Annotated in this window: 19 protein-coding genes; 14 read left to right on the top strand and 5 right to left on the bottom strand. The window is 65.9% G+C overall.

Annotation, left to right across the window (positions count from 1 at the left end):
- Positions 1–48: 48 nt before the first annotated feature.
- Positions 49–2835 carry a sensor domain-containing protein gene (locus XcodCFBP4690_RS11780; RefSeq protein ID WP_208622728.1) on the bottom strand — a complete coding sequence of 929 codons (2787 nt, stop codon included), beginning with the start codon at positions 2833–2835 and terminating at the stop codon, positions 49–51.
- Between the two features lie 159 nt (positions 2836–2994).
- On the opposite strand from XcodCFBP4690_RS11780, the gene XcodCFBP4690_RS11775 reads away from it, so the two are divergent.
- Together XcodCFBP4690_RS11775 and XcodCFBP4690_RS11770 are read left to right on the top strand one after the other, a co-directional pair.
- Entirely contained in the window at positions 2995–5088 is a 2094-nt protein-coding gene (locus XcodCFBP4690_RS11775) for a sensor histidine kinase (protein WP_104541114.1), read from the top strand.
- Positions 5089–5091: 3 nt separating this feature from the next.
- Positions 5092–6813: an EAL domain-containing protein gene (locus tag XcodCFBP4690_RS11770; RefSeq protein ID WP_104541113.1), complete on the top strand. Its 1722-nt coding sequence runs from the start codon at positions 5092–5094 to the stop codon at positions 6811–6813.
- A gap of 173 nt (positions 6814–6986) precedes the next feature.
- On the opposite strand, the gene XcodCFBP4690_RS11765 is transcribed toward XcodCFBP4690_RS11770, so the two are convergent.
- The 4 genes from XcodCFBP4690_RS11765 to flgA all read right to left on the bottom strand — a co-directional run bounded on the left by XcodCFBP4690_RS11765 (position 6987) and on the right by flgA (position 9944).
- Positions 6987–8213: an ATP-binding protein gene (locus XcodCFBP4690_RS11765; RefSeq protein ID WP_104541112.1), complete on the bottom strand. Its 1227-nt coding sequence runs from the start codon at positions 8211–8213 to the stop codon at positions 6987–6989.
- Between the two features lie 361 nt (positions 8214–8574).
- On the bottom strand, positions 8575–8907 hold the full coding sequence (locus XcodCFBP4690_RS11760; protein WP_104541111.1) for a flagellar protein FlgN: 333 nt from the start codon (positions 8905–8907) through the stop codon (positions 8575–8577).
- Positions 8908–8921: 14 nt separating this feature from the next.
- Positions 8922–9233, bottom strand: coding sequence for a flagellar biosynthesis anti-sigma factor FlgM (flgM, locus tag XcodCFBP4690_RS11755; protein ID WP_064510812.1), 312 nt, complete (start codon positions 9231–9233; stop codon positions 8922–8924).
- A gap of 66 nt (positions 9234–9299) precedes the next feature.
- Positions 9300–9944, bottom strand: coding sequence for a flagellar basal body P-ring formation chaperone FlgA (gene flgA / locus XcodCFBP4690_RS11750; RefSeq protein ID WP_104541110.1), 645 nt, complete (start codon positions 9942–9944; stop codon positions 9300–9302).
- A gap of 354 nt (positions 9945–10298) precedes the next feature.
- Between flgA and XcodCFBP4690_RS11745 the strand changes: the two genes are divergently transcribed.
- From XcodCFBP4690_RS11745 to flgL, 12 genes are all read left to right on the top strand, one after another.
- Positions 10299–11243 carry a chemotaxis protein gene (locus XcodCFBP4690_RS11745; protein WP_104541109.1) on the top strand — a complete coding sequence of 315 codons (945 nt, stop codon included), beginning with the start codon at positions 10299–10301 and terminating at the stop codon, positions 11241–11243.
- A 507-nt stretch (positions 11244–11750) separates the two neighbouring features.
- On the top strand, positions 11751–12152 hold the full coding sequence (flgB, locus tag XcodCFBP4690_RS11740; protein ID WP_104541108.1) for a flagellar basal body rod protein FlgB: 402 nt from the start codon (positions 11751–11753) through the stop codon (positions 12150–12152).
- A 3-nt stretch (positions 12153–12155) separates the two neighbouring features.
- Positions 12156–12563, top strand: a complete 408-nt coding sequence (flgC, locus tag XcodCFBP4690_RS11735; RefSeq protein ID WP_005914451.1) for a flagellar basal body rod protein FlgC — start codon at positions 12156–12158, stop codon at positions 12561–12563.
- 38 nt (positions 12564–12601) lie between these two features.
- Positions 12602–13267 (top strand): flagellar hook assembly protein FlgD, encoded by a 666-nt coding sequence (locus tag XcodCFBP4690_RS11730; RefSeq protein ID WP_104541107.1) that lies wholly within the window; start codon positions 12602–12604, stop codon positions 13265–13267.
- Between the two features lie 31 nt (positions 13268–13298).
- A complete protein-coding gene (gene flgE / locus XcodCFBP4690_RS11725; RefSeq protein ID WP_104541106.1) occupies positions 13299–14522 on the top strand; it encodes a flagellar hook protein FlgE in 1224 nt (407 codons plus the stop codon).
- A gap of 144 nt (positions 14523–14666) precedes the next feature.
- The gene (gene flgF, locus XcodCFBP4690_RS11720) at positions 14667–15422 is read left to right on the top strand and encodes a flagellar basal-body rod protein FlgF (protein ID WP_104541105.1); all 756 of its coding nucleotides are present in this window, start codon (positions 14667–14669) and stop codon (positions 15420–15422) included.
- Positions 15423–16208: 786 nt separating this feature from the next.
- Entirely contained in the window at positions 16209–16994 is a 786-nt protein-coding gene (gene flgG / locus XcodCFBP4690_RS11710) for a flagellar basal-body rod protein FlgG (RefSeq protein WP_104541104.1), read from the top strand.
- 38 nt (positions 16995–17032) lie between these two features.
- On the top strand, positions 17033–17725 hold the full coding sequence (gene flgH / locus XcodCFBP4690_RS11705) for a flagellar basal body L-ring protein FlgH (RefSeq protein ID WP_104541103.1): 693 nt from the start codon (positions 17033–17035) through the stop codon (positions 17723–17725).
- Between the two features lie 10 nt (positions 17726–17735).
- Positions 17736–18854 carry a flagellar basal body P-ring protein FlgI gene (locus XcodCFBP4690_RS11700; protein WP_104541102.1) on the top strand — a complete coding sequence of 373 codons (1119 nt, stop codon included), beginning with the start codon at positions 17736–17738 and terminating at the stop codon, positions 18852–18854.
- Position 18855: 1 nt separating this feature from the next.
- Positions 18856–20034 (top strand): flagellar assembly peptidoglycan hydrolase FlgJ, encoded by a 1179-nt coding sequence (locus XcodCFBP4690_RS11695; protein ID WP_104541101.1) that lies wholly within the window; start codon positions 18856–18858, stop codon positions 20032–20034.
- Positions 20035–20045: 11 nt separating this feature from the next.
- Complete coding sequence (flgK, locus tag XcodCFBP4690_RS11690; RefSeq protein WP_104541100.1) at positions 20046–21920, top strand: flagellar hook-associated protein FlgK; 1875 nt, start codon at positions 20046–20048, stop codon at positions 21918–21920.
- Positions 21920–23125 carry a flagellar hook-associated protein FlgL gene (flgL, locus tag XcodCFBP4690_RS11685; protein WP_104541099.1) on the top strand — a complete coding sequence of 402 codons (1206 nt, stop codon included), beginning with the start codon at positions 21920–21922 and terminating at the stop codon, positions 23123–23125. The genes flgK and flgL overlap by 1 nt, the downstream gene beginning before the upstream one ends.
- Positions 23126–23140 lie beyond the last annotated feature (15 nt).

Raw genomic sequence — 23140 nt, 5'->3', positions numbered from 1 at the left:
GGACAACCGCCCTCGTTTCTCGTCGCGCTATCGAGCCAAACTATGGTCTCAGCTGGCAATCACCAGCCGCGCGCCCAGGCGCATGCCGGCTTCGGCCTCGCGCAGCCACTGCGCCATGTCGCGCGGCGACAGCGGGCGTGAGTAGAAGTAGCCCTGGATCTCATCGCAGCCCTGCTGGCGTAGCAAGGCATCTTCCTGCACCGTCTCAACGCCCTCGGCAACCACCTGCATGCCCAGCGCGTGGCCCAGATGCACGATGGCCTGGGTAACTTCGGCGGTGTTGGCGTCGTCGAGCATGCCCTGTACGAAGCTGCGGTCGATCTTCAGGCGCTGCACCGGGAAACGGTTGAGGTAATGCAGGTTGGAGAAGCCGGTACCGAAGTCGTCCACCGCCAGCAGCACGCCATTCTGTTCGAACAGTTCGAAGCAACGGCGCAGCGAGTCCGAATCGCGGATCAGGGCCGATTCGGTCAGCTCTAGCTCCAGCCGCGACGGCGACCAGCTGTTGTCGCGGCAGATCTCCAGCACGCGCTCGGCAAAGCCGCGCTCGCGCAGCTGCACGGCCGACACATTGACCGCGATGCGGCTGAAATTGAGTCCGGCGCGATCCCAGACCACCGCCTGGCGGCAGGCTTCGCCGATGACCCACTCGCCCAGGCGCACGATCTCGCCGCATTCTTCGGCGATAGGGATGAATTCGGCCGGACTGCACGGGCCATGGCCGGGGCGATTCCAGCGCATCAGCGCCTCGATTGCCGGGGAGGAATCGCCCACGGTGTTGACCAGCGGCTGGTAGACCAGGGTGAACTCTTCGCGCTCGAGTGCGCCCTGCAGCGCATGCTCGAGCTCCAGGCGGCGCTGCGCACGCAGCAGCACGTCCTGGCTGTAGTAATGGAAGGTGTTGCGGCCGGATTCCTTGGCCGCGTACATCGCCGCGTCGGCGGCGCGCAGCAGGCTATCGAAGTCCGACAGGCCTTCCCCTTGCAGCGCGATGCCGATGCTGGCGCCGAGCTTGAGGGTGACGTGGTCCTTGCGCAGCGGTTCGCCCAGCGCGCTGATCAGCTTGCGCGCCACATGGCCGGCATCTTCCGGCTCGGACAGGTCGCGCAGCAGTACGATGAATTCGTCGTCGCTGAAGCGACCGAACAGGTCGCTGTTGCGCAGGTGCTGATGCAGGCGCGCGGAGGCGAGCTTGAGCAGGTTGTCGCCGGTGGCATGACCGAACGAGTCGTTGATGCTCTTGAAGCCATCCAGATCGATCAGCAGCATGGCCATCACCTGGCCGCGCTCGTGCGCCTCACGGATGGCGTTTTCTGCCTGCTCGCGCAGCAGGAAGCGGTTCGGCAGGCCGGTCAGGCGGTCGTAATGCGCCAGCAGCTCAATGCGTTCGTTGGCCTCGCGCTCGCGGGTGACATCGCGGAACAGGGCCACGAAGCGCGGCGGCAGGCCTTCGCGGCGGTCCAGTTCGATGAGGACCTGCACCCAGATGCGCTGGCCGGAATTGCGATAGAAGCACAGCTCCAGTTGCTCGGGCAGGCCGCCATCGGAGATGCGCAGCAGCGCCGCTTCGAAGGCATCGCGCGAATCCTGGGTGTACAGCGCCAGCGCCTGCTCCAGGGTGATGTTTTCCTTGCGCAGGCCGTGGATGCGGTAGCACTCCTCGGTCCACTGCATGCGGCGGGTGTCGACCTCGATCTCGCAGCCGCCGATCTTGCCCAGCGCGGACACGCGGTTGAGCAATTCGGTGCGCCAGCGGATCAGGGCGTCGGTCTGGCGTTGTTCGGTGACGTTCTGCAGCTGGCCCAGGACACGCACCATGCTGCCGTCGCCATCGAAGACCGGCTGCGCCCACACCCGCAGGTGATGCGGATTGACGCCGAGCTGGCCGTTGACCTCCAGCTCGAAATGGACCGGCAGGCCTTCGTGCTTGATCTTGCGCCAGGCGCTGCGCAACTGCGCAACCGACGGCCGGGCGAGCAGACGCAGCAGGTCGCGGATACCCTGCAGGCGCAGCTGGGTCATGCCGAGCTGCTGCAGGAAATCCTGCGAAACCCAGAGCTGGTCCTTCAGCGAGTCCCAGCTCCAGCTGCCCATGCTGGCGATCCGCTGCGCTTCTTCGAGCTGGGCCTGCTGCTCGCGCAGCTGCTGCTCGAGCAATTTCTGGTGATGCACATCGGTATGCGTGCCGACCATGCGCAACGGGCGGCCATCGGCGGTGCGCGAAACCACGCGGCCGCGATCCAGGATCCAGCGCCACTGGCCATCGTGCTGGCGCAGGCGGAATTCGGCCACATAGGTATCTGTGCGGCCATCCAGATGCGCCTGCACCGCGGCACTGACATGCGCGTGGTCGTCGGGATGGATCAGACCGGAAAGCGCGGTGAGGTTGTTCGGCAGCGGCTGCTCGGAATAGCCGAGCATGCGGGTCCAGCGTTCGGAGCGGTACACCACGTCGGCCGGGATGTCCCAGTCCCACAATCCGTGGTCGGCACTGTCCAGTCCCATTTCCCAGCGGCTGGTGCCATCGGCGCCCACCGGCTCGGGAATGCTCAAGGTGAAGGCCATCACCTGGCCGTGCTCGTCGCAGACCGCACGCAGCCAGCCTTCCAGCCGTCCGCCAGCGGTGCCGGGCAGCACGCAGGCGGTCATGCCGCCGCTATCGGCCACCTGGGCCCGACTGCTCTCCAGTACCTCGGCGTATGCGCCGAGGGTTGCCGGCAGCCCGAGGGACTGCGCAACACGATTGGCCGCCAGGGGCTGGCCATGCGCATCCAACAGCACCACCGCTGAGGTCAGCGGGTGCTGCAGCATGCTTGCAATGACGCCTGAGTCCACTCTGGAACACTCCGAAGGATCGACCCCTGGCTCGGAGTCGCAATGGATAACGGCCGCTCGGCGGATTAGTTGAGGGACCTGTTTCGGGCGCGACCGAACCGGGCGCAGTTGCGGCTAAGATGGCCGCATCGCCCAGCTCCTGAGGTCGTTCGCGGACCCATGCACCAACCTGCCGCCGCGCCCGTATTCTCGTCCCCTCCGGTGTCCCGACTTCGCCTGGCCGAGCGCCTGCAGCAAGGCCTGTGGACGCTGACCGGCCTCTACCTGCTGATCGGCGTGCTCTGGCTGCTGCTTGGCAACCGCCTGCTCAACCTGGCCGGCGCCGCCACGCCGGAACGCTGGTCGGACGCCAGCTTCCTGCTGCTGTCCAGCATCGTGATCCACCTGGTGCTGCGGCGTTTCGTGGCCTTGATCGTGGACGAACATGCGCAACTGGCGCAGTCCGAGGCACTGCTGAAGGCCAAGTTCCTGGCGCTGCCCAGCCCGGCCTTCATCTACGACCTGGCCAGCATGCGCATCCTGGATGCCAACCCGGCGGCGCTGGAATTCTTCGGCTGGGAACGCGATGAATTCCTGCAGCAGACGCTACAGGCGATCTGGCCCAATGCCGATGGCGACCGGCTGGAAGAAATCATCACCCAGATCCGTGGCAAAGGCGACACCACCTGCGTGCTCAACGAAGACCTGCTGACCCGCAGTGGCCTGCGGCATGTCGAAGTCCGCAGCAATCAGCTGCACCTGGCCAGCGGCCCTGCCCGCCTGGTGGTCACGGTGGACCGCAGCGAAGAGCGGCAGGCGCAGCACCTGCGCGACGAGGCACTGGAACGCCTGGAAGAAGCGCAAGGCATCGCGCGTCTGGGCTCCTGGCAACTGGATCGGGCCACCGGCCTCGGCCGCTACTCGTCGGCGGTCTATCGCATCCTGGGGCGTAGCGTGCCGATGCACCGCCGCGAACATCGACTGGAAGAGCTGCTGACCGCGTCCGATAGCGCGACCCAGGCGCGGATCGAACGCATGATCGAAGACATGTGCACCGGCGGCGAAGTGCAGATCGACGTGCTGCTGCCGCTGACCGGCGGCGATTCGCAGCCGCGCACGGTGCACCTGCGCGCCGAGAGCGTGACCCTGCCCGGCGGCGCCCGCCATGTGCACGGCACCCTGCAGGACGTGAGCGAACGCGAACAGTCGCGGCGCCTGCTGCGCGAGCGCGAGGAACAATTCCGGGAACTGGTGCGGGTGCTGCCGGATGGCGTGCTGATCCTGGCCGACGAGCACGTGATGTACGCCAATGCGGCCGGCTCCACCCAGTTCGGCTTCCAGGGCGAAACCATCCTGGGCGAACCGCTGCAGACCCTGGTCAGCGACACCGACCTGCCCATGGTGCGCGACTATCTGCGCGCCGGCAGCGACCGCAACGAACCGGTCTCCAGCGCACGGGCGATGCGTCGCCGCGATGGCAGCACCTTCTACGCAGGCTTGTCGGCCGGCGATATCCGCTATGGCGGGCGCAGCTGCAAGTTGCTGGTGGTACGCGACCTGAGCGAACCCGAGCGCATGCGCGATGCGTTGGCCGAAAGCAACGCCGAGCTGCAGGCGATGGCCAAGCGGTTGTTCTCGCTGCAGGAAGACGAGCGCCGCGCCATCTCGCGCGATCTGCACGACGACATCGGCCAGGCGATCACCGCGATGAAGCTGTCGGCGCATGCGGCGCTGGATGAAGCCGATCCGCAGGCGCGCCGCGAGGATCTGCTTGAAGTGGTGTCGCTGGCCGACAGCACGGTGACCAAGCTGCGCAACCTGTCGATGCTGCTGCGTCCGCCGCAGCTGGATGCGCTGGGCCTGGAAGCGGCCTTGCGCTGGCAGGCGTCGATGCTGTTCCGCGCCTCGCAGGTCCGGCTGGAACTGGATATACAGCCGCTGGACGTGCGCCCCGGCAACGAAATCGAGCAGGCCTGCTTCCGCATCGCGCAGGAAAGCCTGACCAATGCGTTGCGGCATGCCTGTGCAGGCGAAGTGCGCATGCGTCTGCACTCGATCGATGGCACCAGCTTCAGCCTGGAAGTCAGCGACGACGGCGATGGATTCGAGCCCGAAGGTCCGCGTGGACTGGGGCTGATCGTGATGCGTGAGCGTGCGCAAACCGTCGGTGGCGTGCTCGCGATAGAATCGGCTCCCGGAGCAGGCACGCGCGTGACGTTGCGCCTGCCCTATCACCCGGCCGGCGAGTCCGTCCACGAAGATGGTGGACGTTGAGTCATGTGGAGCCCTGTAATCCCGCCCGGACTGGAAATCGTCAAGCCGACACGCCTGGGCGCAGGCAATCCCGAACTGCTGCACCTGGTCGACGCAGCCGCCTCCGGCGGCCAGCCATTGATGATCTTCCACGTCGATATCGACCATTTCGCCTCGATCAACGAGAACATGAGTGGCGAGGTCGGCGATCAGGCGCTGACCCTGGCCGCGCGCCGGCTGCAGGAATTTCTCGGTACCCGTGGCAAGCTGTGGCGGCACGGCAGCGACGAGATGGTCATCGTGGCGGTACGCCGCGACGACACGCCGTTGCCGGAGGATTTTGCCGAGGAGATCCGCCAGCAGCTGGAACTGCCGCTGTCGGTGCTGCCGTACACGCTATTCATGACCGGCAAGGTCGGCATCAGCCTGTGTCCGGAGCACTCCACCTCGCTGTCTACCCTGCTCGACTACGCCGAGGAAGCCAGCTACCAGGCCGCGCGCGAAGGCGGCAACACGGTGCGGCTGTACACGCGCAACTCGGCCACCAACGCGCATAGCGAAAGCATCATTGCGCGGCAGATCGTCGATGCGATTCCGCATGGCGAGCTGCGGCTGCGCTATCAACCGCTGGTCAGCGCCCGCGACGGCCGCATCGTCGGCATGGAGGCGCTGCTGCGCTGGCAGTCGCCGACCCTGGGCATGCTGGTGCCCGAGCGCTTCATGCGCACCGCCGAACGCCTGGGCGTGATCGTGCAGATCGGCGAATGGGTGCTGCAGAACGCGGTGCGCCAGGCGCGGCTATGGCGCGACCAGGGTTTCGACGATTTCAGCATTGCGGTGAACGTTTCCACGCTGCAGCTGCTGCGCCCGGGCTTCTTCAACGAAGTGATGGCGATGCTTCAGACCGCAGGCGTGCCCGCGCAGTTCGTGACCCTGGAGATCAACGAGAGCGCGTTGACCAACAACGTCAACTTCGTCCACGAGACGATGGCCAACCTGCGCAACGAAGGCATCAGCCTGAGCCTGGACAACTTCGGCACCGGCGACTCCAGTCTCAGCGCGCTGGTGCGCTACCCGGTGGACCGGTTGAAGATCGACCGCAGCTTCATCAAGAGCGCACCGGCCGGCAGCCGCGAAGCGGCGATCGCGCGCGCCATCATCGCCATGGGCCACCAGCTGGGCATGACGGTGATCGCCAATGGCGTGGAATCGCAGGCACAGCTGGGCTTTTTGCGCCGCAACGACTGCGACATCTTCCAGGGCTACCTGTTCGGCGAGCCGATGTCGGCCGAGTCGGCCGGCATGGCGCTGCGCCGGCGCTACCTGCGCCCGGAATCGTTCGCGGAAAGCCGCCCCGACCGCACCCTGCTGCTGCTGGACGACGAGGAAAACGTGCTGCGCTCGCTGGTGCGCCTGTTCCGCCGCGATGGCTACCGCATCCTGGCTGCCGGCAACGTGCGCGACGCCTTCGACCTGCTGGCCACCAACGATGTGCAGGTGATCCTGTCGGACCAGCGCATGAGCGACATGAGCGGTACTGAGTTCCTGGGCCGGGTCAAGATGCTCTACCCCGACACCGTGCGCCTGGTCCTGTCCGGCTACACCGATCTGGCCACCGTCACCGAGGCGATCAACCGCGGCGCGATCTACCGCTTCCTGACCAAGCCCTGGAACGACGACGAACTGCGCGAGCATATCCGCCAAGCGTTCCGCACGCACGACGAGCTGCGGAACGGCCGGGAGTAGGGATTGGGGATTGGGGATTGGTTAGAAGCGGAGTGCTGTGCGATTGCTTCAAATAGCCCATTGGCGATCAGCAATAACAACAGCCGCTTCTGCGAATCCCCAATCCCAAATCCCAGCGCTTCAGCGCTACTGCCAATCCCTAATCCCGATTCCCCAATCCCAGCGCGCCAGCGCTACTTCGGCTGCCGGATCGGCAGCGTGATCCGGAAGCTGGCGCCCTGCCCCGGGACGCTTTCCACGTCGATGCGGCCGTGGTGCTTGTTGATGATGCCGTAGGAGATCGACAGACCCAGGCCGGTGCCGCTGCCCACCGGCTTGGTGGTGAAGAACGGGTCGAAGATGCGCTGCAACAGGTCCGGAGCGATACCGGCGCCGCTGTCCTGGAACTGGATCCAGACGTTCTCGGCCTCGTCGCGGCCGGTGGTGACGGTGATCGTGCCGCGCTCGACGATGGCCTGGCCGGCGTTGAGCAGCATGTTCATGTAGACCTGGTTGAGCTCGGACGGCAGGCACTCCACCAGCGGCAGCTCGGCGTAATTGCGCTCCAGCGTCACCTTGTACTTGAGCTCGTTCCAGATGATGTTGATCGTGGATTCGAGGCCGGCATGCAGGTCCACCATCTTCCACGACTCGGAACGGTCCGAGTACGAGAAGTCCTTGAGGTCGCGCACGATGCGGGTCACCCGCTCGATGCCTTCGCGCGACTCGGACATCAGCTGCGGCAGGTCGCGGCTGATGAAATCGATGTCGGCGCGATTGCGGATCTCGTCGATCTCGGGAATCAGCGCCTTCGGGTCCGGCGCCTGCAGCGCGCGTTCGTAGGCCTCGATCAGGGTGAACAGGCTGCGCAGATACTCCTGCAGACTGCCGAGATTGGAGTGCACATACCCGATCGGGTTGTTGATCTCGTGCGCGACGCCGGCGGCCAGCTGGCCGATGGAGGCCATTTTTTCCGATTGCAGCAGTTTGTCCTGTGCACCGTTCAACCGCATATAGGCCTGGCGCAGTTCGGCGTGGCGTTGCTGCAGCTCGCGCTCGTAATCCTGCTGGCCTTCGATGTTGTGGAACAGCGCCAGGAAGTGGCCCACGCCCTGTTCTTCGTTGTAGTACAGGTGCGCGATGACCACCCGGTCGGCCACCGGCAGGCTGCCGGTCCAGCTGCCCTTGCTGCGCGCCTGGTTCAACGCGTCCGACGGCAGCACCTGCGAGATGCGCTCGCCCAGGTTGCGGTCGTCGGTGGGATCTTCCTTGCACAGGCTCTGTCGCGCAACGGCGTTGGCGAGGATCAGCTGCCCGTCGGCGCGGAACAGCAACACGCCCTCCAGCATCTGGTCGCCAAAGGCGCGCAACGTGCTCGAGGACGGCAACAATGTCTGATTGAGAAAAAACTTGGCGGTCACGGGACGAGGCAGCAGGAGGGACGCCTCAATATACGCCGAACCCTCAAGGTGCCATATCGCCACTTGGTCTTAGAGCCGCGCAGGCAGGCAGGCAGGCTGCGCGGGCGGCAGGCGAACGCTGGCGGCATGCGATTGAGCGTAATGCAGCGTGACCAGATGCGCCTGTCGACAGGCGGACACGACCGCTGCGTGGCAGCGCATGTCGATGGATGTCCTTTGGCGACTGTTCCGTTCCGGAGAACGGCGGGCTGTTGCGGCCGGCCGGGTGTTCCGATGGCAAGCCTGCAGGGCCTACCCTCGCCCTGGCGTACTCGAGATCCCAGGCAGCCTTGGCGCGCGCGGTTGGCGCAGCGCAGCTATGTCAGGCAACGGCTAGCGAACGTCCGCCGCGCACTACGTTGGATTGGCCTTTGGCGTCGTAGGACGGCCCGCTCTCGGTGCGGCCCAGGTGACGCAACGCCCAGTTCACTTCACGGCGGCGGCGGGCCAGCAACGCACCATTGGCACGATTGGCTTCGGCCAGCTCGCGCAGGCGCTCTTCCTGCCCTTCGGGCATCGCCGCTTCGAGCGCGCGCAGCGCCGACAGCTTGTCCTGCGTGTGTCGCATCAACCCATCGATGTCGTTCTCGAGTAATGCCTGGCGTTCGCCGGCCAGCGCATCGCTGAGACGTTGCAGGGACTCGTTCACGTTCATCCTTTAAGTCGGGATCAACCCGCCAGTTGCTGATTCAGATCCATCATGCGGCTGGCGATGGCATCCGGATTGATGGTGTAGCTGCCGTTCTGCAACGCCTCTTTCACCGCCTGGACGCGACCGGTGTCGATCGCCGAGGACTGCGAAAGCTCGCGCTGCAGGTTCTGCAGGTTGGTCGCCTCGCCGGTCAGCTTGACGCTGTCGGTGGGCGGGGTGGCGGCAACCGGGGACGCGCGATCTTCGCCGGCCGAGGCGATCTTGCTGCTGGTGGCCGCGGTACGAAGGGTGGCAGCGGTCGGTAGATTGCCTTCGATTTTCTGGGTCATGTCAGGAACTCCTCTACAGGTCGTAGGGGATAACGGCACCCAGAAAAAAAACTTTATAGAAATTTTTTACCTGGAGACGACAACGGTTCCGTTCGCTTCAACGACCCCCTGCACCACCCGCCGCGACGAGGAATTTTCTACCGACACGCGCTCGTTTTCGCCGGCATCGGACAGTGCGCGACCGCTCATGCGCACCTCCAGGCCACCGTTGCGCGAGACCAGCGGTACGGTATCGCCGCGGCGGACCAGCCGCTGGCTGACCAGATCGTTGGCCGAGAGCAACGACCCGGCCGACAGGATGCGGCGGGCGCTCTTGCCCACTGCCGCCACCGGGTCGGCCAGTACCGCACCGACGATGCGGGCGGCATCGCGCTTCTCGATGCTGATATCGGCCAGCGAGATGGTTTCTCCAGCGCTGATGCCGCGACGCAGCACCAGCACGTCCTGGTTGCGGCGCACCTTCAACGGCACGAACAGGCGCCAGCCGGCCGGCTGCGGGCACGCCACCTCCACCGTATTGGTGCCGGTGGGCTGGGCCTGCAGCGCGATCGGGCAGGCCGGCATGCGCAGGCCAGGATCGAGCGTGGCCTCGGCCTCGGCATCCGGGCCAACGGTAGCCAGTGCCGCAGCACGAATGGAATCGACAGACTGATAGCTCTGGGCCCAGGCCGGAGCGGCAGCCAAGAGGATGACAAGCAGGAGCAGGCGCATGGGACCGGATCCGGAGGAAGACGGGACAGACGTTGCAAGCGGCGTGCCTGTTTTTTGCGGGGATTGGGGAGTCGGGATTGGGGATTCGTGAAAGCGGCTTCGCGGGTGATTCATTTATCCGCCGCCGAGGCACTTTCACCCGCCGGATCTATCCGATAACTGTCACTGACACTGTCAAGGATGCAGAAGCAGCAGCGACCTGACCGGCTGGCTAGTGCACGCCGTTGAGCGAATCCCTAATCCCCAATCACCTAATCCCGGCGCTTGAGCAAATCCCCAATCCCCAATCCCGACAGCGCCCCCACCAACCATAAAGCCCTCAAGTTTCCCGCGGGCGCTGTCGATATCTGCCCCATGACCCACGACCTGCTCAACCGCATCGACCAGCGCACCCGACTGGCTGGCCACAATCGACTGGCCCTGCTGCTGTTCCGGCTGGGCGGACGCCAGCTTTTTGGCGTCAACGTCTTCAAGGTGCAGGAAGTGCTGCGCCGTCCGGAACTGTTCCAGGTGCCGGGCCTGCCGAGCGAATTCGCCGGTGTGGCCGATGTGCGCGGACGCTCGGTGCCGGTGCTGGACCTGGGGTTGGCCATCGGCCACCCCGAGCGCGATTCGCATGCTGAAAACGGCCCCGGCTACCTGGTGGTGGCCGAGTTCAACCGCTCGGTCCAGGGGTTTCTGGTCAGCGGCGTGGAACGCATCGTCAATATCGCGGTGGAAGACATCCATCCGCCGCCGGAACTGGGCGCCGAAGCCACTTATTTGACGGCGGTGACGCGCTTCCAGGGCGAGCTGATCCAGGTCATCGACGTGGAAAGCGTGCTGGCCGACATCGCCAAGGTCAGCAAGGACGTGCAGCTGGATCCATCGCTGCAGCTGGTGGCCTACGACCGGCAGTTCCAGGTGCTGGTGGTGGACGACTCGCGGGTGGCGCGCCAGCAGATCCGCAGCGTGCTCGACCAGCTCGGCGTCTCGGCCACCCTGCTCTCGGACGGCCGCCAGGCGCTGGATCACCTGCTGCAGGTGGCCGCATCCGGCGAGAATCCGGCCGACCGCTATGCGATGGTCATCTCCGACATCGAAATGCCGGCGATGGACGGGTACACGCTGACGACGGAAATCCGGCGCACGCCGGGCCTGCAGGGCCTGTACGTGCTGCTGCACACCTCCCTGTCCGGCGTGTTCAACAACGCCATGGTCGAACAGGTCGGCGCCAACGCCTTCGTGGCCAAGTACAGCGCCCACGAATTGGCCGATTACGTGCTGGCGCGCCTGAAAGTGGTTGCTGAGGCGGCCTGAGCAAGACCCCACCGCTTCGGTCGGCCGCTGGCCGACTCCCTGCATCGCCGGCCACCTGCCGGCGCTGATGTCGCACACAGCAATTGTCCCGCAAGCAAGCCGCTCGCCCGGCCAGGGCCTGGCTTTCCAGTGGCAGGAGGCCAGGCAGTGCCTGCGCGATCGAGCGACCGCCGGCGTGAGCTGTGCTTGTCCTGGCCCGCAGGGCCGGCCCCCACCCAGCCGCTCCGCCCAAGCCTCATGTCTTCACGCTTGAGGAGCGCCGACTGACCGGCTCCGCCGCGCACAGGACTTGCATCCTGTGAGTCCGATTGCGCGCCGAGCCCCCGCACCGATTTGGACGCTCCAAGCCGATCTTCCAGCTTCGCCATCACGATCCCTGAATGGATCGCGCAAGGTATCCGGGCACGGACAGGTGCCCCAGGCGCCCTGCACGCTCGCCGAACCCTGGACTCCTCGCTTCGGCACAAACCTTGCTTTCTCCCTGGCAACACCTCGCGGGAGAGCACCATGTCCAATCCCTTCTCGTCCTTTCTAGGCATCCACGGCGACGCCCTGCCGCTGCGCGAGCAGCGCATGAAGCTCATTGCCAGCAACCTGAGCAACGTGGATACCCCTGGCTACAAGGCCAAGGACCTGAACTTCGACGCTGCACTCAAGGCGGCCGAAGGCGTGCGTGACGGCACCCTGCTGCAGACCACCGATGCCAAGCATTACGAGATCGGCGGCGGTGCCGGGCTCAATCCATTCCAGATCACCCGCGAAGCCGATCAGCCCAGCCTGGACGGCAACACCGTCGACCCGGACGCCGAACGCGCTGCCTACGGCCGCGCCGCGCTGGAGTACCGCGCGTCGCTGAGCTTCCTCGAATCCAAGGTGCGCTCGATGCTCACCGCGATCACGGGCCAATAAGCCATGAGCAACCTTCCCATTTTCGATGTCGCCGGCTCGGCGCTGCACGCGCAGTCGGTGCGCCTGAGCACCATCGCCTCCAACCTGGCCAACGCCGATTCGGTGGCGGGCTCGGCCGAGGCCACCTACAAGCCGATCGAGCCGATCTTCCAGGCCCAGCAGAGCCGCCAGGATCCCAGCCTGACCTCGGTGAACGTCAAGGAGATCACCACCACCAACGCGCCGCCGATCCGTCGCTACGAGCCCGGCCACCCGCTGGCCGATGCCGACGGTTACGTGTTCTCGCCCGACGTGGACCCGGTCTCGCAGATGGTCAACATGATTTCCGCCTCGCGCAACTACCAGGCCGGCGTGGAAATGCTCAATACCGCCAAGGAACTGGCACTGGCCACCCTGACCATGGGTCGCTGACCCGTCCCTAGCTGACCCATACCAACGGAAATCTCCAGATGAGCACGATCGGCAGCGATCTCTACAAAAGTCTCGGCCTGAGCACCAGCAGCACGGTCGCCAAGAAGGAGGAGGCGCTCGGCCAGGCCGACTTCCTCAAGTTGATGACCGAGCAACTGCAACACCAGGACCCGCTCAAACCAATGGAAAACAGCGCGTTTCTGGGCCAGCTGGCGCAGTTCTCCACCGTGCAGGGCATCGGCGACCTGAATACCAAGGTCGGCAATTTCACCACCTCGATGAACAGCGATCAGGTGCTCAAGGGCGCTGCACTGGTCGGGCACAACGTGCTGGTGCCGTCGGCGCAGGTGGCCATCGATGCCACCGGCTCGGCCAAGGGCGTGGTCGCCGCCACCTCCGCCGGCTTCGTCAATTTCGAAATCACCGATGCCAACGGCACCTTCGTCAAGCAGCTCAGCGTGCCGGCCAGCGCCGCTGGCGAGGTGTCCTTCGCCTGGGACGGCACCGACGCCAACGGCAACCGTATGCCCGCCGGCAAGTACGGCATCACCGCAACCCAGACCGACACTGCCGGTGCCAAGAGCAAGTTGTCCACCTACGTCGATGCACCGGTGGACAGCGTCACGATCGGCTCGGACGGCCTGTATCTCAACCTGACGGGGCTTGGCACCTCCCCGCTCGCCAACGTGCTCCGCGTCAGCTGAGCCGGCAACCGACACTCAAAGGAACTCATCCATGGCTTTCAATACCTCGTTGTCCGGCATCAACGCAGCCAATGCCGATCTGAACGTCACCTCCAACAACATCGCCAACGTCAACACCACCGGCTTCAAGGAATCGCGCGCCGAGTTCGCCGACATGTTCCAGAGCACCAGCTACGGCCTGTCGCGCAACGCGGTGGGTTCGGGCGTGCGGGTCAGCAACGTGGCGCAGCAGTTCTCGCAGGGCAATATCGACCCGACCGGGCGCAGCCTGGACCTGGCGGTCTCCGGCGAGGGCTTTTTCACCGTCTCGTCCAACGGCGCCAAGATGTATACCCGCGCCGGTAACTTCCAGACCGATGCCAACGGCTATGTGATCAACCCACAGGGCGCGCGGTTGCAGGTGTTTGCGCCCAATCCCAGCGGCAATGGCTTCGATGTCGGCCGCCTGTCCGACCTGCAGCTGCTGACCACCGACAGCCCGCCCAAGTCCACCTCCACGGTCAACCTGGCCTTCACCCTGCCCGGCAACGCTACCGCGCCGGTGGTGACCCCGTTCAATCCGGCCGACGACAAGACCTACAGCCACTCCACCGGCGGCATCAACGTCTACGACTCGCTGGGCGTCAGCCATGTGCAGACCTCCTACTTCGTCAAGACCGCCAACCCGAACGAATGGCAGGTGCACAACTACGTGGACGGCACCGCCGTCGGTGCCCCGACCACGCTGCAGTTCTCCGATACCGGTGCGCTGACCACCCCGGCCAACGGCATCATCGCGATGGACCCGTTCACCCCGAGCACCGGCGCCGGCGTGCTGAACATGCAGCTCAATGTCAGCGGCTCCACCCAGTACGGCGAAGCCTTCGCCCTGCGCGACACCCGCCAGGACGGCTACGCCAGCGGCAAGCTCAACGAGATCAGCATCGACACCAGCGGCGTGGTGTTCGCGCGCTATTCCAACGGCGCCGACAAGCCGCTGGGCCAGGTCGCGCTGAGCAGCTTCGTCAACCCGCAGGGCCTGCAGTCGCAGGGCAACAACATGTGGGCCGAGAGCTACACCTCCGGCGCCGCCCGTACCGGCGCACCGGACACCTCGGACCTGGGCCAGATCGAATCCGGCTCGCTGGAAGCCTCCACCGTGGACCTGACCGAGCAGCTGGTGAACATGATCGTGGCCCAGCGCAACTTCCAGGCCAACTCGCAGATGATCTCGACCCAGGACCAGGTCACCCAGACGATCATCAATATTCGTTAATGGCCGGGATTAGTGATTGGGGATTAGGGATTGGCAAGAGCGGGCATTGCATCCAACCGATGCCCGCAGTGCCCCCTCCTTTCCCAGGTCGCAACAGCCCGCTTTTACGAATCCCGACTCCCGACTCCCCAATCCCGGTGCCTCATGGATAAAGCCCTCTACGTCGCGATGACCGGTGCCCGTGCCTCCCTGCAGGCGCAGAGCACCGTGTCGCACAATCTCGCCAACGTCGATACGGTGGGGTTCAAGGCTGCGCTGGCCAATACCGAGGCGTTCAAGATCCAGGGCAAGGGGTATCCATCCCGGATCGATGCCTTGCATGTGGATCAGGGCTTCGATCGCAGCCAGGGCCACCAGAAGGTGACCGGCAACCCGCTGGACGTGTCGCTGCAGCAGGACCGCTGGCTGGCAGTGCAATCGCCCGACGGCAGCGAGGCCTATACCCGCAACGGCGAGCTGGCGCTCACCGCCAATGGCCAGCTGGTCACCGCCAACGGCCATGCGGTGCTGGACGAAGCCGGGAACCCGATGACCATCCCGCCGCACCAGGCGATGGAGATCGGCAGCGATGGCAGCATTTCGATCATCCCGCAGGGCGAAGGCCCGCAGACCATGGCCATCGTCGGCAGGATGAAAGTGGTCGACGCCCCCGCCGACCGTTTGACGCGGCGCCCGGACGGGCTGATGCGCAATACCAGCACCGACCCGGCCCAGGCGTTTGCGGTGGCCACCGGCAAGACCATCAACAGCGGCATGCTGGAAGGCAGCAACGTGGATGCGGCCGGCGCGCTGGTGGAAATGATCCAGCTGCAGCGGCAGTTCGAAATGCAGGTCAAGATCATCAAGAACGGCGACGACAACGCACAATCGGCCAATTCGCTGCTGCGAGTGAGCGGCTAAGCGCGGCGCATGCCGCCAGCCAGTTGCAATTTGTTGCCAACGCCGCCGCCGACCGTAAGGCGTGTTTGGCGACCGCATTCGGCATACAGAGAAGTCCGGGGCTTCATTACAGAACGACTGGTCTGCGGCATGGCTGCAGAGCGGCTAGTCCGTGACCTGGCTGGAGGGCCCTTGCCCGCTCACCCTCCCGGGACACGCCGTGAATCCGTCCATGGAGGCTCTTACGCGGCATCCATGCCGCGTAAGGTCCCGGGAGGGTGAACGGGCAAGGACCAGTGAAGATTGTCGGTGCCCGTATGAGAGCAGTGCTCAAAGTGCTTTGTTGATCGCCATTTGGGTCATCAGCAAACTGTCTGGCGCGGTGCCCTCGCCGATTGCGGGACCCTTGGCGGCATGGATGCCGCCACGGAGCCCCCATGGACGGGTTTACGGCGTGTCCCGCAAGCGGTGAGGGCATCGCGCCCTCGACCGACTCAGCTTCTGCCCTGGGTTCTGGAGCCGAGACGCGGCCAACGAGCCTGCTACGCCTGCAATCAAACGAGTTCGCGCCAAGTGATCAGTTGCCCTAACCGGCAACCGACCACCAGGTGATCAGCCACGCAAACGCAACCGCCGGCGGCTTGGCGACTGCCTGCCGCCGCCCCTCCTGCCCTGAGTAGATCGTCGCGCAGCCAGGCGCGTGATCCCGCGCACACCCGGCAGAAATCCGTCGCCACTTTGGCACGCCACGTGCATATACCCACCCGTACCCGGAACACATCCCCGGGTCTAACGAGGAATCGGGTCATGAATCAGGCTTTGTGGGTCGCCAAAACCGGACTGGATGCGCAGCAGACGCGCATGTCGGTCATTTCCAACAACCTGGCCAACACCAACACCACCGGCTTCAAGCGCGACCGCGCTGCGTTCGAAGATCTGCTGTATCAACAGGTGCGTGCACCCGGCGGTTCGACCTCCGCGCAGACGCAGTTGCCGACCGGCCTGCAGCTGGGCACCGGCGTGCGCGTGGTCTCCACCTTCAAGGGCTTCGACCAGGGCAGCCAGCAGCAGACCGGCCGCGCGCTCGACGTGATGGTCAACGGCCGCGGCTTCTTCGAAGTGCAGATGCCCGACGGCACTTCGGCCTATACCCGCGACGGCACCTTCCAGATCAACGCGCAGGGCGAGCTGGTCACCAACAGCGGCTATCCGCTGCAGCCGGGCATCCAGGTGCCGGAAGGCGCGCAATCGCTGACCATCGGCAACGACGGCACCATCAGCGTGACCGTCGCAGGCCAGGCGGCCGCGCAGGAAATCGGCGCGCTGACCCTGACCGACTTCATCAACCCCTCGGGCCTGCAGGCCAAGGGCGAGAACCTGTTCGTCGAGACCACCGCCTCGGGCCCCGCGCAGAACGGCACGCCCGGCCTGAATGGCCTGGGCACCACCGTGCAGGGCGCGCTGGAAGGCAGCAACGTCAATACGGTGGAAGAGCTGGTGAGCATGATCGAGACCCAGCGCGCCTACGAAATGAACGCCAAGGCCATCTCCACCACCGACTCGATGCTCGGTTACCTGAACAACAACGTCTGATCGGTCCGCCGCCCGTCGCCCTCTTAGGAATCCACACCATGTCACGCCTGTCTTCCCTCTCCTCCCTGGGTCTTGCTCTGGCCTGCAGCGCACTGCTGGGCGGTTGCGTGGCCGCAGGCGACGTACGGCCGTTTGCGGAGATGGCCCCGATCGTGCCGGTGGTCGCGCCGGTCGCGCAGCCCACCGCCGGAGCGATCTACGCCGCCGGTCCCGGACTGAATCTGTATGGCGACCGCCGCGCCCGCGATGTCGGCGACCTGCTGACCGTGAACCTGGTGGAGAACACCACGGCCTCGTCCACCGCCAACACCACCGTCAGCAAGTCCGACAGCGTGGACATGAGCACCCCGACGCTGCTGGGCGTGCCGCTCACCGTCAACGGCACCGACGTGCTGCGCAACTCCACCAGCGGCGATCGCAGCTTCGACGGCAAGGGCAACACCGCGCAGAGCAACCGCATGCAGGGCAGCGTGACCGTCACCGTGGTGCAGCGCCTGCCCAACGGCAACCTGGTGATCCAGGGGCAGAAGCAGCTGCGCCTGACCCAGGGCGACGAGCTGGTGCAGGTGCAGGGCATCGTGCGCGCCGCCGACATCGCTCCGGACAACACCGTGCCCTCCAGCAAGGTGGCCGATGCGCGGATCGCCTACGGCGGCCGCGGCGCGATCGCGCAGTCCAATGCGATGGGCTGGCTGAGCCGCTTCTTCAACTCCCGTCTGTCGCCCTACTGAGCCTGCGACCATGAACCTGTCTTCCCTGTCCTTCCGTCTGCTGGCTGCCGTTGTGGCGGCCTGCGCGATCGCCTCGCCGGCCTCGGCCGAGCGCATCAAGGATCTTGCCCAGGTCGGCGGCGTGCGCGGCAACGCGCTGGTCGGTTACGGCCTGGTGGTCGGCCTGGATGGCAGCGGCGACCGCACCAGCCAGGCGCCCTTCACCGTGCAGAGCCTGAAGAACCTGCTCGGCGAGCTGGGCGTCAATGTTCCGGCGAACGTCAACCCGCAGCTGAAGAACGTCGCCGCCGTGGCCATCCACGCCGAATTGCCGCCGTTCGCCAAGCCCGGCCAGCCGATCGACATCACCGTCTCCTCGATCGGCAACGCGGTGTCGCTGCGTGGCGGCTCGCTGCTGATGGCGCCGCTGAAGGGCGCCGACGGCCAGGTCTATGCGATGGCCCAGGGCAACCTGGTGGTCGGCGGCTTCGGTGCGCAGGGCAAGGATGGCTCGCGGGTGTCGGTGAACATCCCCAGCGTCGGCCGCATTCCCAACGGCGCCACCGTCGAACGCGCCCTGCCGGACGTGTTCGCCGGCAGCGGCGAGATCACCCTGAACCTGCACCAGAACGACTTCACCACCGTCTCGCGCATGGTGGCGGCGATCGACAACAGCTTCGGCGCCGGTACCGCGCGTGCGGTCGATGGCGTGACCGTGGCGGTGCGCTCGCCGACCGACCCGGGCGCGCGTATCGGCCTGCTGTCGCGGCTGGAAAACGTCGAACTCTCGCCCGGCGATGCACCGGCCAAGGTGGTGGTCAACGCACGCACCGGCACCGTGGTCATCGGCCAGCTGGTGCGGGTGATGCCGGCGGCCATCGCGCATGGCTCGCTCACCGTCACCATCAGCGAAAACGCCAATGTCAGCCAGCCGGGCGCCTTCAGCGGCGGCCGCACCGCGGTGACCCAGCAGTCGACCATCACGGCCACCTCCGAAGGCAGCCGCATGTTCAAGTTCGAAGGCGGCACCACGCTCGACCAGATCGTTCGCGCGGTCAACGAAGTGGGCGCGGCTCCCGGCGACCTGGTCGCCATCCTGGAAGCCCTGAAGCAGGCTGGCGCGCTGACGGCGGAGCTAGAGGTGATCTGACATGCGTATCGCAGCCTCGCCCATCGATCTCAACCCGAGCACCAAGGCCGATCCGGCGAAGATCGACAAGGTCTCACGTCAGCTCGAAGGCCAGTTTGCGCAGATGCTGGTCAAGAGCATGCGCGATGCGAGCTCCGGCGACCCGATGTTTCCGGGCGAAAACCAGATGTTCCGCGAGATGTACGACCAGCAGATGGCCAAGGCGTTGACCGATGGCAAGGGGCTGGGCCTGTCTGCGATGATCGCCAAGCAACTGGGCGGCCAGACCGGCGGCCCGGCATTGAATACCTCGCTCAACACCGCCGAGGCCGCAAAGGCCTACGCATTGGTCGCCGGCAAGCGCGATGCCTCGTTGCCGCTGCCCGCCCGCGAAGGCGCGGCCAGCGGTCTCGGCGCGACCCTGGGCGCGGCGGCCAAGCTCGGCGCAGGCGCACTGGGCGGCGTGGGCATGAGCCAGGTGCTGGACCTGATCGCCGGGCGCACCGGCAGCAGCGAGGCCGGCGGCGACGATGCTGCCGCGATGAGCTGGCCGTCGGCCAATGACCGCTGGACCGACGTGGCCGCCAGCGATGCCGCCGACGCCAATGCCGCGGTCAACGCGAGCGCCGCCAGCAACGCCGCCGCCAGCCTGGGCGAACGCACCCCGGAAGGCTTTGTCGCCAAGATCTGGACGCACGCGCAGAAGGCCGCGCGCGAACTGGGCGTGGACCCCCGCGCGCTGGTGGCGCAGGCCGCGCTGGAAACCGGCTGGGGCCGTCGCGGCATCGGCAATGGCGGCGATTCCAACAACCTGTTCGGCATCAAGGCCACCGGTTGGAACGGCGCCAGGGTCACCACCGGCACCCACGAATACGTCAATGGCGTCAAGACCAGCGAAACCGCCGATTTCCGCGCCTATGGCTCGGCCGAGGAAAGCTTTGCCGACTACGTGCGCCTGCTGAAGAACAACAGCCGCTACCAGGGCGCACTGCAGGCCGGCACCGATATCCGCGGTTTTGCACGCGGCTTGCAACAGGCTGGCTACGCCACCGATCCGGGCTATGCGGCCAAGATCGCGGCGATCGCCAACGGTCCGACCATCGACCGTGCGGTGGCCGCGATCGGCAACGCGGCGGCCGATCTGTCCAACCGCTATGCCAGTACCGCCGAGCCGGCCGGGCTCGGCACCATCCGCCGCTGAGGTAAACGTCCATGTCCATCATGTCCACCGGGACCAGCGCGCTGATCGCCTTCCAACGGGCGTTGTCGACCGTTAGCCATAACGTCGCCAACATCAATACCGAAGGCTACAGCCGCCAACGTGTGGAATTCGCAACGCGCACGCCCACCGACATGGGCTACGCGTTCGTGGGCAATGGCGCCAAGATCACCGAAGTGGGCCGGGTGGCCGACCAGCTGGCCATCTCGCGGCTGCTCGACTCCGGCGGCGAACTCTCGCGCCTGCAGCAGCTGTCCTCGCTGTCCAACCGCGTGGACGCGCTGTATTCCAACACCGCCACCAACGTGGCCGGGCTGTGGTCGAACTTCTTCGATTCCACCAGCGCGCTGTCCTCCAACGCCTCCTCCACCGCCGAGCGGCAGAGCATGCTCGACAGCGGCAATTCGCTGGCGACCCGCTTCAAGCAGCTCAACGGGCAGATGGACAGCCTGAGCAATGAAGTCAACAGTGGGTTGACGTCTTCGGTGGACGAAGTCAATCGCTTGACGCAACAGATCGCCAAGATCAACGGCACCATCGGCAGCAGTGCCCAGAGCGCATCGCCGGACATGCTCGACCAGCGCGATGCGCTGGTGTCCAAGCTGGTGGGCTACACCGGCGGCACCGCGGTGATCCAGGACGGCGGCTTCATGAATGTCTTCACCGCCGGGGGCCAGGCGCTGGTGGTGGGTACCACCGCGGCCAAGCTCACCACCGTGGCCGACCCGTACCAGCCCACCAAGCTGCAGGTAGCGATGCAGACGCAGGGCCAGAACGTCAGCCTCAGCGCCAATTCGCTGGGCGGCCAGATCGGCGGCCTGCTGGAATTCCGCAGCAGCGTGCTGGAACCGACCCAGGCCGAACTGGGCCGGCTGGCCGTAGGCATGGCCAGCACCTTCAATGCCGGCCACGCGCAAGGTATGGACCTGTACGGCGCGATGGGCGGCAACTTCTTCAACATCGGTTCGCCCACCACCGCCGCCAACCCCGCCAACACCGGTAGCGCCGCGCTGAGCGCCAGCTTCAGCAACATGTCGGCAGTGGACGGCCAGAACGTCACGCTCAGCTTCGACGGCGGCGTGTGGAAGGCCACCAGTGCCAGCACCGGCTCCACCGTGCCGATGACCGGCACCGGCACCGCGGCCAACCCGCTGGTGCTCAACGGCGTCAGCCTGGTGGTCGGCGGCACCCCGGCCAACGGCGACAAGTTCCTGCTGCAGCCCACCGCTGGGCTGGCCGGCACCCTGTCGGTGGCCATCACCGATCCTTCGCGGATCGCCGCGGCCACTCCGGTCAAGGCTACCGCCACGGTCGCCAACCTGGGCACCGGCAAGATCAGCGACGTCAAGGTCACCAACGCGCAGAACCCGGCGCTGTTGACCCCGTCGTCGGTGGAATTCATCGACGCCAACCAGTACACCATCGATGGCGCCGGCCCGTTCGCCTACACCGCCGGCCAGACCATCAGCGCCAATGGCTGGAGCTTTGCGCTGGATGGCGCGCCCAGGGCCGGCGACACCTTCGGCGTTGGCCCGATGGGCGCCGGCTCCAGCGACAACGGCAATGCCAAATTGCTGGCCAAGATCGACGACGCCAAGGCGCTCAGCGGCGGCACGGTCACGCTCAATGGCGCGCTGTCCGGCCTGACCACCTCGGTGGGTTCGGCCGCGCGCGCGGCCAGCTACGCCTCGGATGCGCAAAAGGTCATCGACGACCAGGCGCAGGCCAGCCGCGACTCGATCTCCGGCGTCAACCTCGACGAGGAAGCCGCCAACATGCTGAAGCTGCAGCAGGCCTACCAGGCTGCCGCACAGATGATCTCCACCGCCGACACCATCTTCCAAGCCATCCTGGGCGCCGTACGCTGATGACCGACCGTATCTCTACCAGCATGATGTACAGCCAGTCGGTCGCCTCGATGGGGGCCAAGCAGGCGCGGCTGAATCAACTCGAATCGCAGCTCTCCAGCGGGCAGCGCCTGGTCACCGCCAAGGACGATCCGGTTGCCGCCGGCACCGCGGTGGGCCTGGATCGCGCGCTCGCGGCCATCACCCGCTTCGGCGAGAACGCCAACAACGTGCAAAACCGGCTGGGGCTGCAGGAAAATGCCCTGTCGCAAGCCGGCGACAAAATGGCGCGCGTCACCGAATTGGCGGTGCAGGCCAATAATTCCTCGCTCAGCCCGGACGATCGCAAGGCGATCGCCTCGGAACTGACCGCGCTGCGCGACAGCATGGTGAGCCTGGCCAACAGCACCGACGGCACCGGCCGCTACCTGTTCGGCGGCACCGCAGATGGCAGCGCGCCGTTCATCAAGAGCAGTGGCGGCGTGGCCTACAACGGCGACCAGACCCAGAAGCAGGTCGAGGTCGCACCGGACACCTTCGTCAGCGACACCCTGCCCGGCAGCGAAATCTTCATGCGCATCCGCACCGGCGACGGTACCGTGGACGCGCACGCCAACGCCGCCAATGCCGGCACCGGCCTGCTGCTGGACTTCAGCCGCGATGCCAGCACCGGCAGCTGGAACGGCGGCAGCTACAGCGTGCAGTTCACCGCCGCCGACACCTATGAAGTGCGCGACAGCACCAATGCAGTGGTGGGCACCGGCACCTACAAGGATGGCGAAGACATCAACGCGGCCGGCGTGCGCATGCGCATCAGCGGCGCACCGGCGGTGGGCGACAGCTTCCAGATCGGCCCCTCGGGCACCAAGGATGTGTTTTCCACCATCGACGATCTGGTCGGCGCGCTCAACTCCGACACCCTGACCAAGCCGCAGAAGGCGGCGATGATCAACACCTTGCAGTCGTCGATGCGCGACATCGCGCAGGCCTCGTCGAAGATGATCGACGCGCGCGCCTCCGGTGGCGCGCAGTTGTCGGCCATCAACAATGCCAACTCCCTGCTCGCTTCCAACGAAGTCACGCTCAAGACCACCCTGTCGTCGATCCGCGATCTGGACTACGCCACCGCGATCGGGCAGTACGAACTCGAGAAGGCCTCCCTGCAGGCCGCTCAAACGATCTTCCAGCAGATGCAGTCGTCGACCTTGTTCAACATGATCCGCTGATTTCGCGCAGGAAAC

Origin of the sequence: Xanthomonas codiaei (assembly GCF_002939785.1) — a bacterium.
Taxonomy (GTDB): domain Bacteria; phylum Pseudomonadota; class Gammaproteobacteria; order Xanthomonadales; family Xanthomonadaceae; genus Xanthomonas; species Xanthomonas codiaei.
Note: the sequence above shows the minus strand (reverse complement) of the source record. Positions and strands in the feature narration are given on the sequence as shown.

Coding starts and splice junctions, on each gene's coding strand:
- XcodCFBP4690_RS11745 (WP_104541109.1), top strand. CDS start 10,299: ATGACCCACGACCTGCTCAACCGCATCGACCAGCGCACCCGACTGGCT.
- flgC (WP_005914451.1), top strand. CDS start 12,156: ATGAGCAACCTTCCCATTTTCGATGTCGCCGGCTCGGCGCTGCACGCG.
- flgL (WP_104541099.1), top strand. CDS start 21,920: ATGACCGACCGTATCTCTACCAGCATGATGTACAGCCAGTCGGTCGCC.
- XcodCFBP4690_RS11695 (WP_104541101.1), top strand. CDS start 18,856: ATGCGTATCGCAGCCTCGCCCATCGATCTCAACCCGAGCACCAAGGCC.
- XcodCFBP4690_RS11770 (WP_104541113.1), top strand. CDS start 5,092: ATGTGGAGCCCTGTAATCCCGCCCGGACTGGAAATCGTCAAGCCGACA.
- flgA (WP_104541110.1), bottom strand. CDS start 9,944: ATGCGCCTGCTCCTGCTTGTCATCCTCTTGGCTGCCGCTCCGGCCTGG.
- flgK (WP_104541100.1), top strand. CDS start 20,046: ATGTCCATCATGTCCACCGGGACCAGCGCGCTGATCGCCTTCCAACGG.
- flgH (WP_104541103.1), top strand. CDS start 17,033: ATGTCACGCCTGTCTTCCCTCTCCTCCCTGGGTCTTGCTCTGGCCTGC.
- flgF (WP_104541105.1), top strand. CDS start 14,667: ATGGATAAAGCCCTCTACGTCGCGATGACCGGTGCCCGTGCCTCCCTG.
- XcodCFBP4690_RS11775 (WP_104541114.1), top strand. CDS start 2,995: ATGCACCAACCTGCCGCCGCGCCCGTATTCTCGTCCCCTCCGGTGTCC.
- flgM (WP_064510812.1), bottom strand. CDS start 9,233: ATGACCCAGAAAATCGAAGGCAATCTACCGACCGCTGCCACCCTTCGT.
- XcodCFBP4690_RS11760 (WP_104541111.1), bottom strand. CDS start 8,907: ATGAACGTGAACGAGTCCCTGCAACGTCTCAGCGATGCGCTGGCCGGC.
- XcodCFBP4690_RS11730 (WP_104541107.1), top strand. CDS start 12,602: ATGAGCACGATCGGCAGCGATCTCTACAAAAGTCTCGGCCTGAGCACC.
- XcodCFBP4690_RS11700 (WP_104541102.1), top strand. CDS start 17,736: ATGAACCTGTCTTCCCTGTCCTTCCGTCTGCTGGCTGCCGTTGTGGCG.
- flgB (WP_104541108.1), top strand. CDS start 11,751: ATGTCCAATCCCTTCTCGTCCTTTCTAGGCATCCACGGCGACGCCCTG.
- flgE (WP_104541106.1), top strand. CDS start 13,299: ATGGCTTTCAATACCTCGTTGTCCGGCATCAACGCAGCCAATGCCGAT.
- flgG (WP_104541104.1), top strand. CDS start 16,209: ATGAATCAGGCTTTGTGGGTCGCCAAAACCGGACTGGATGCGCAGCAG.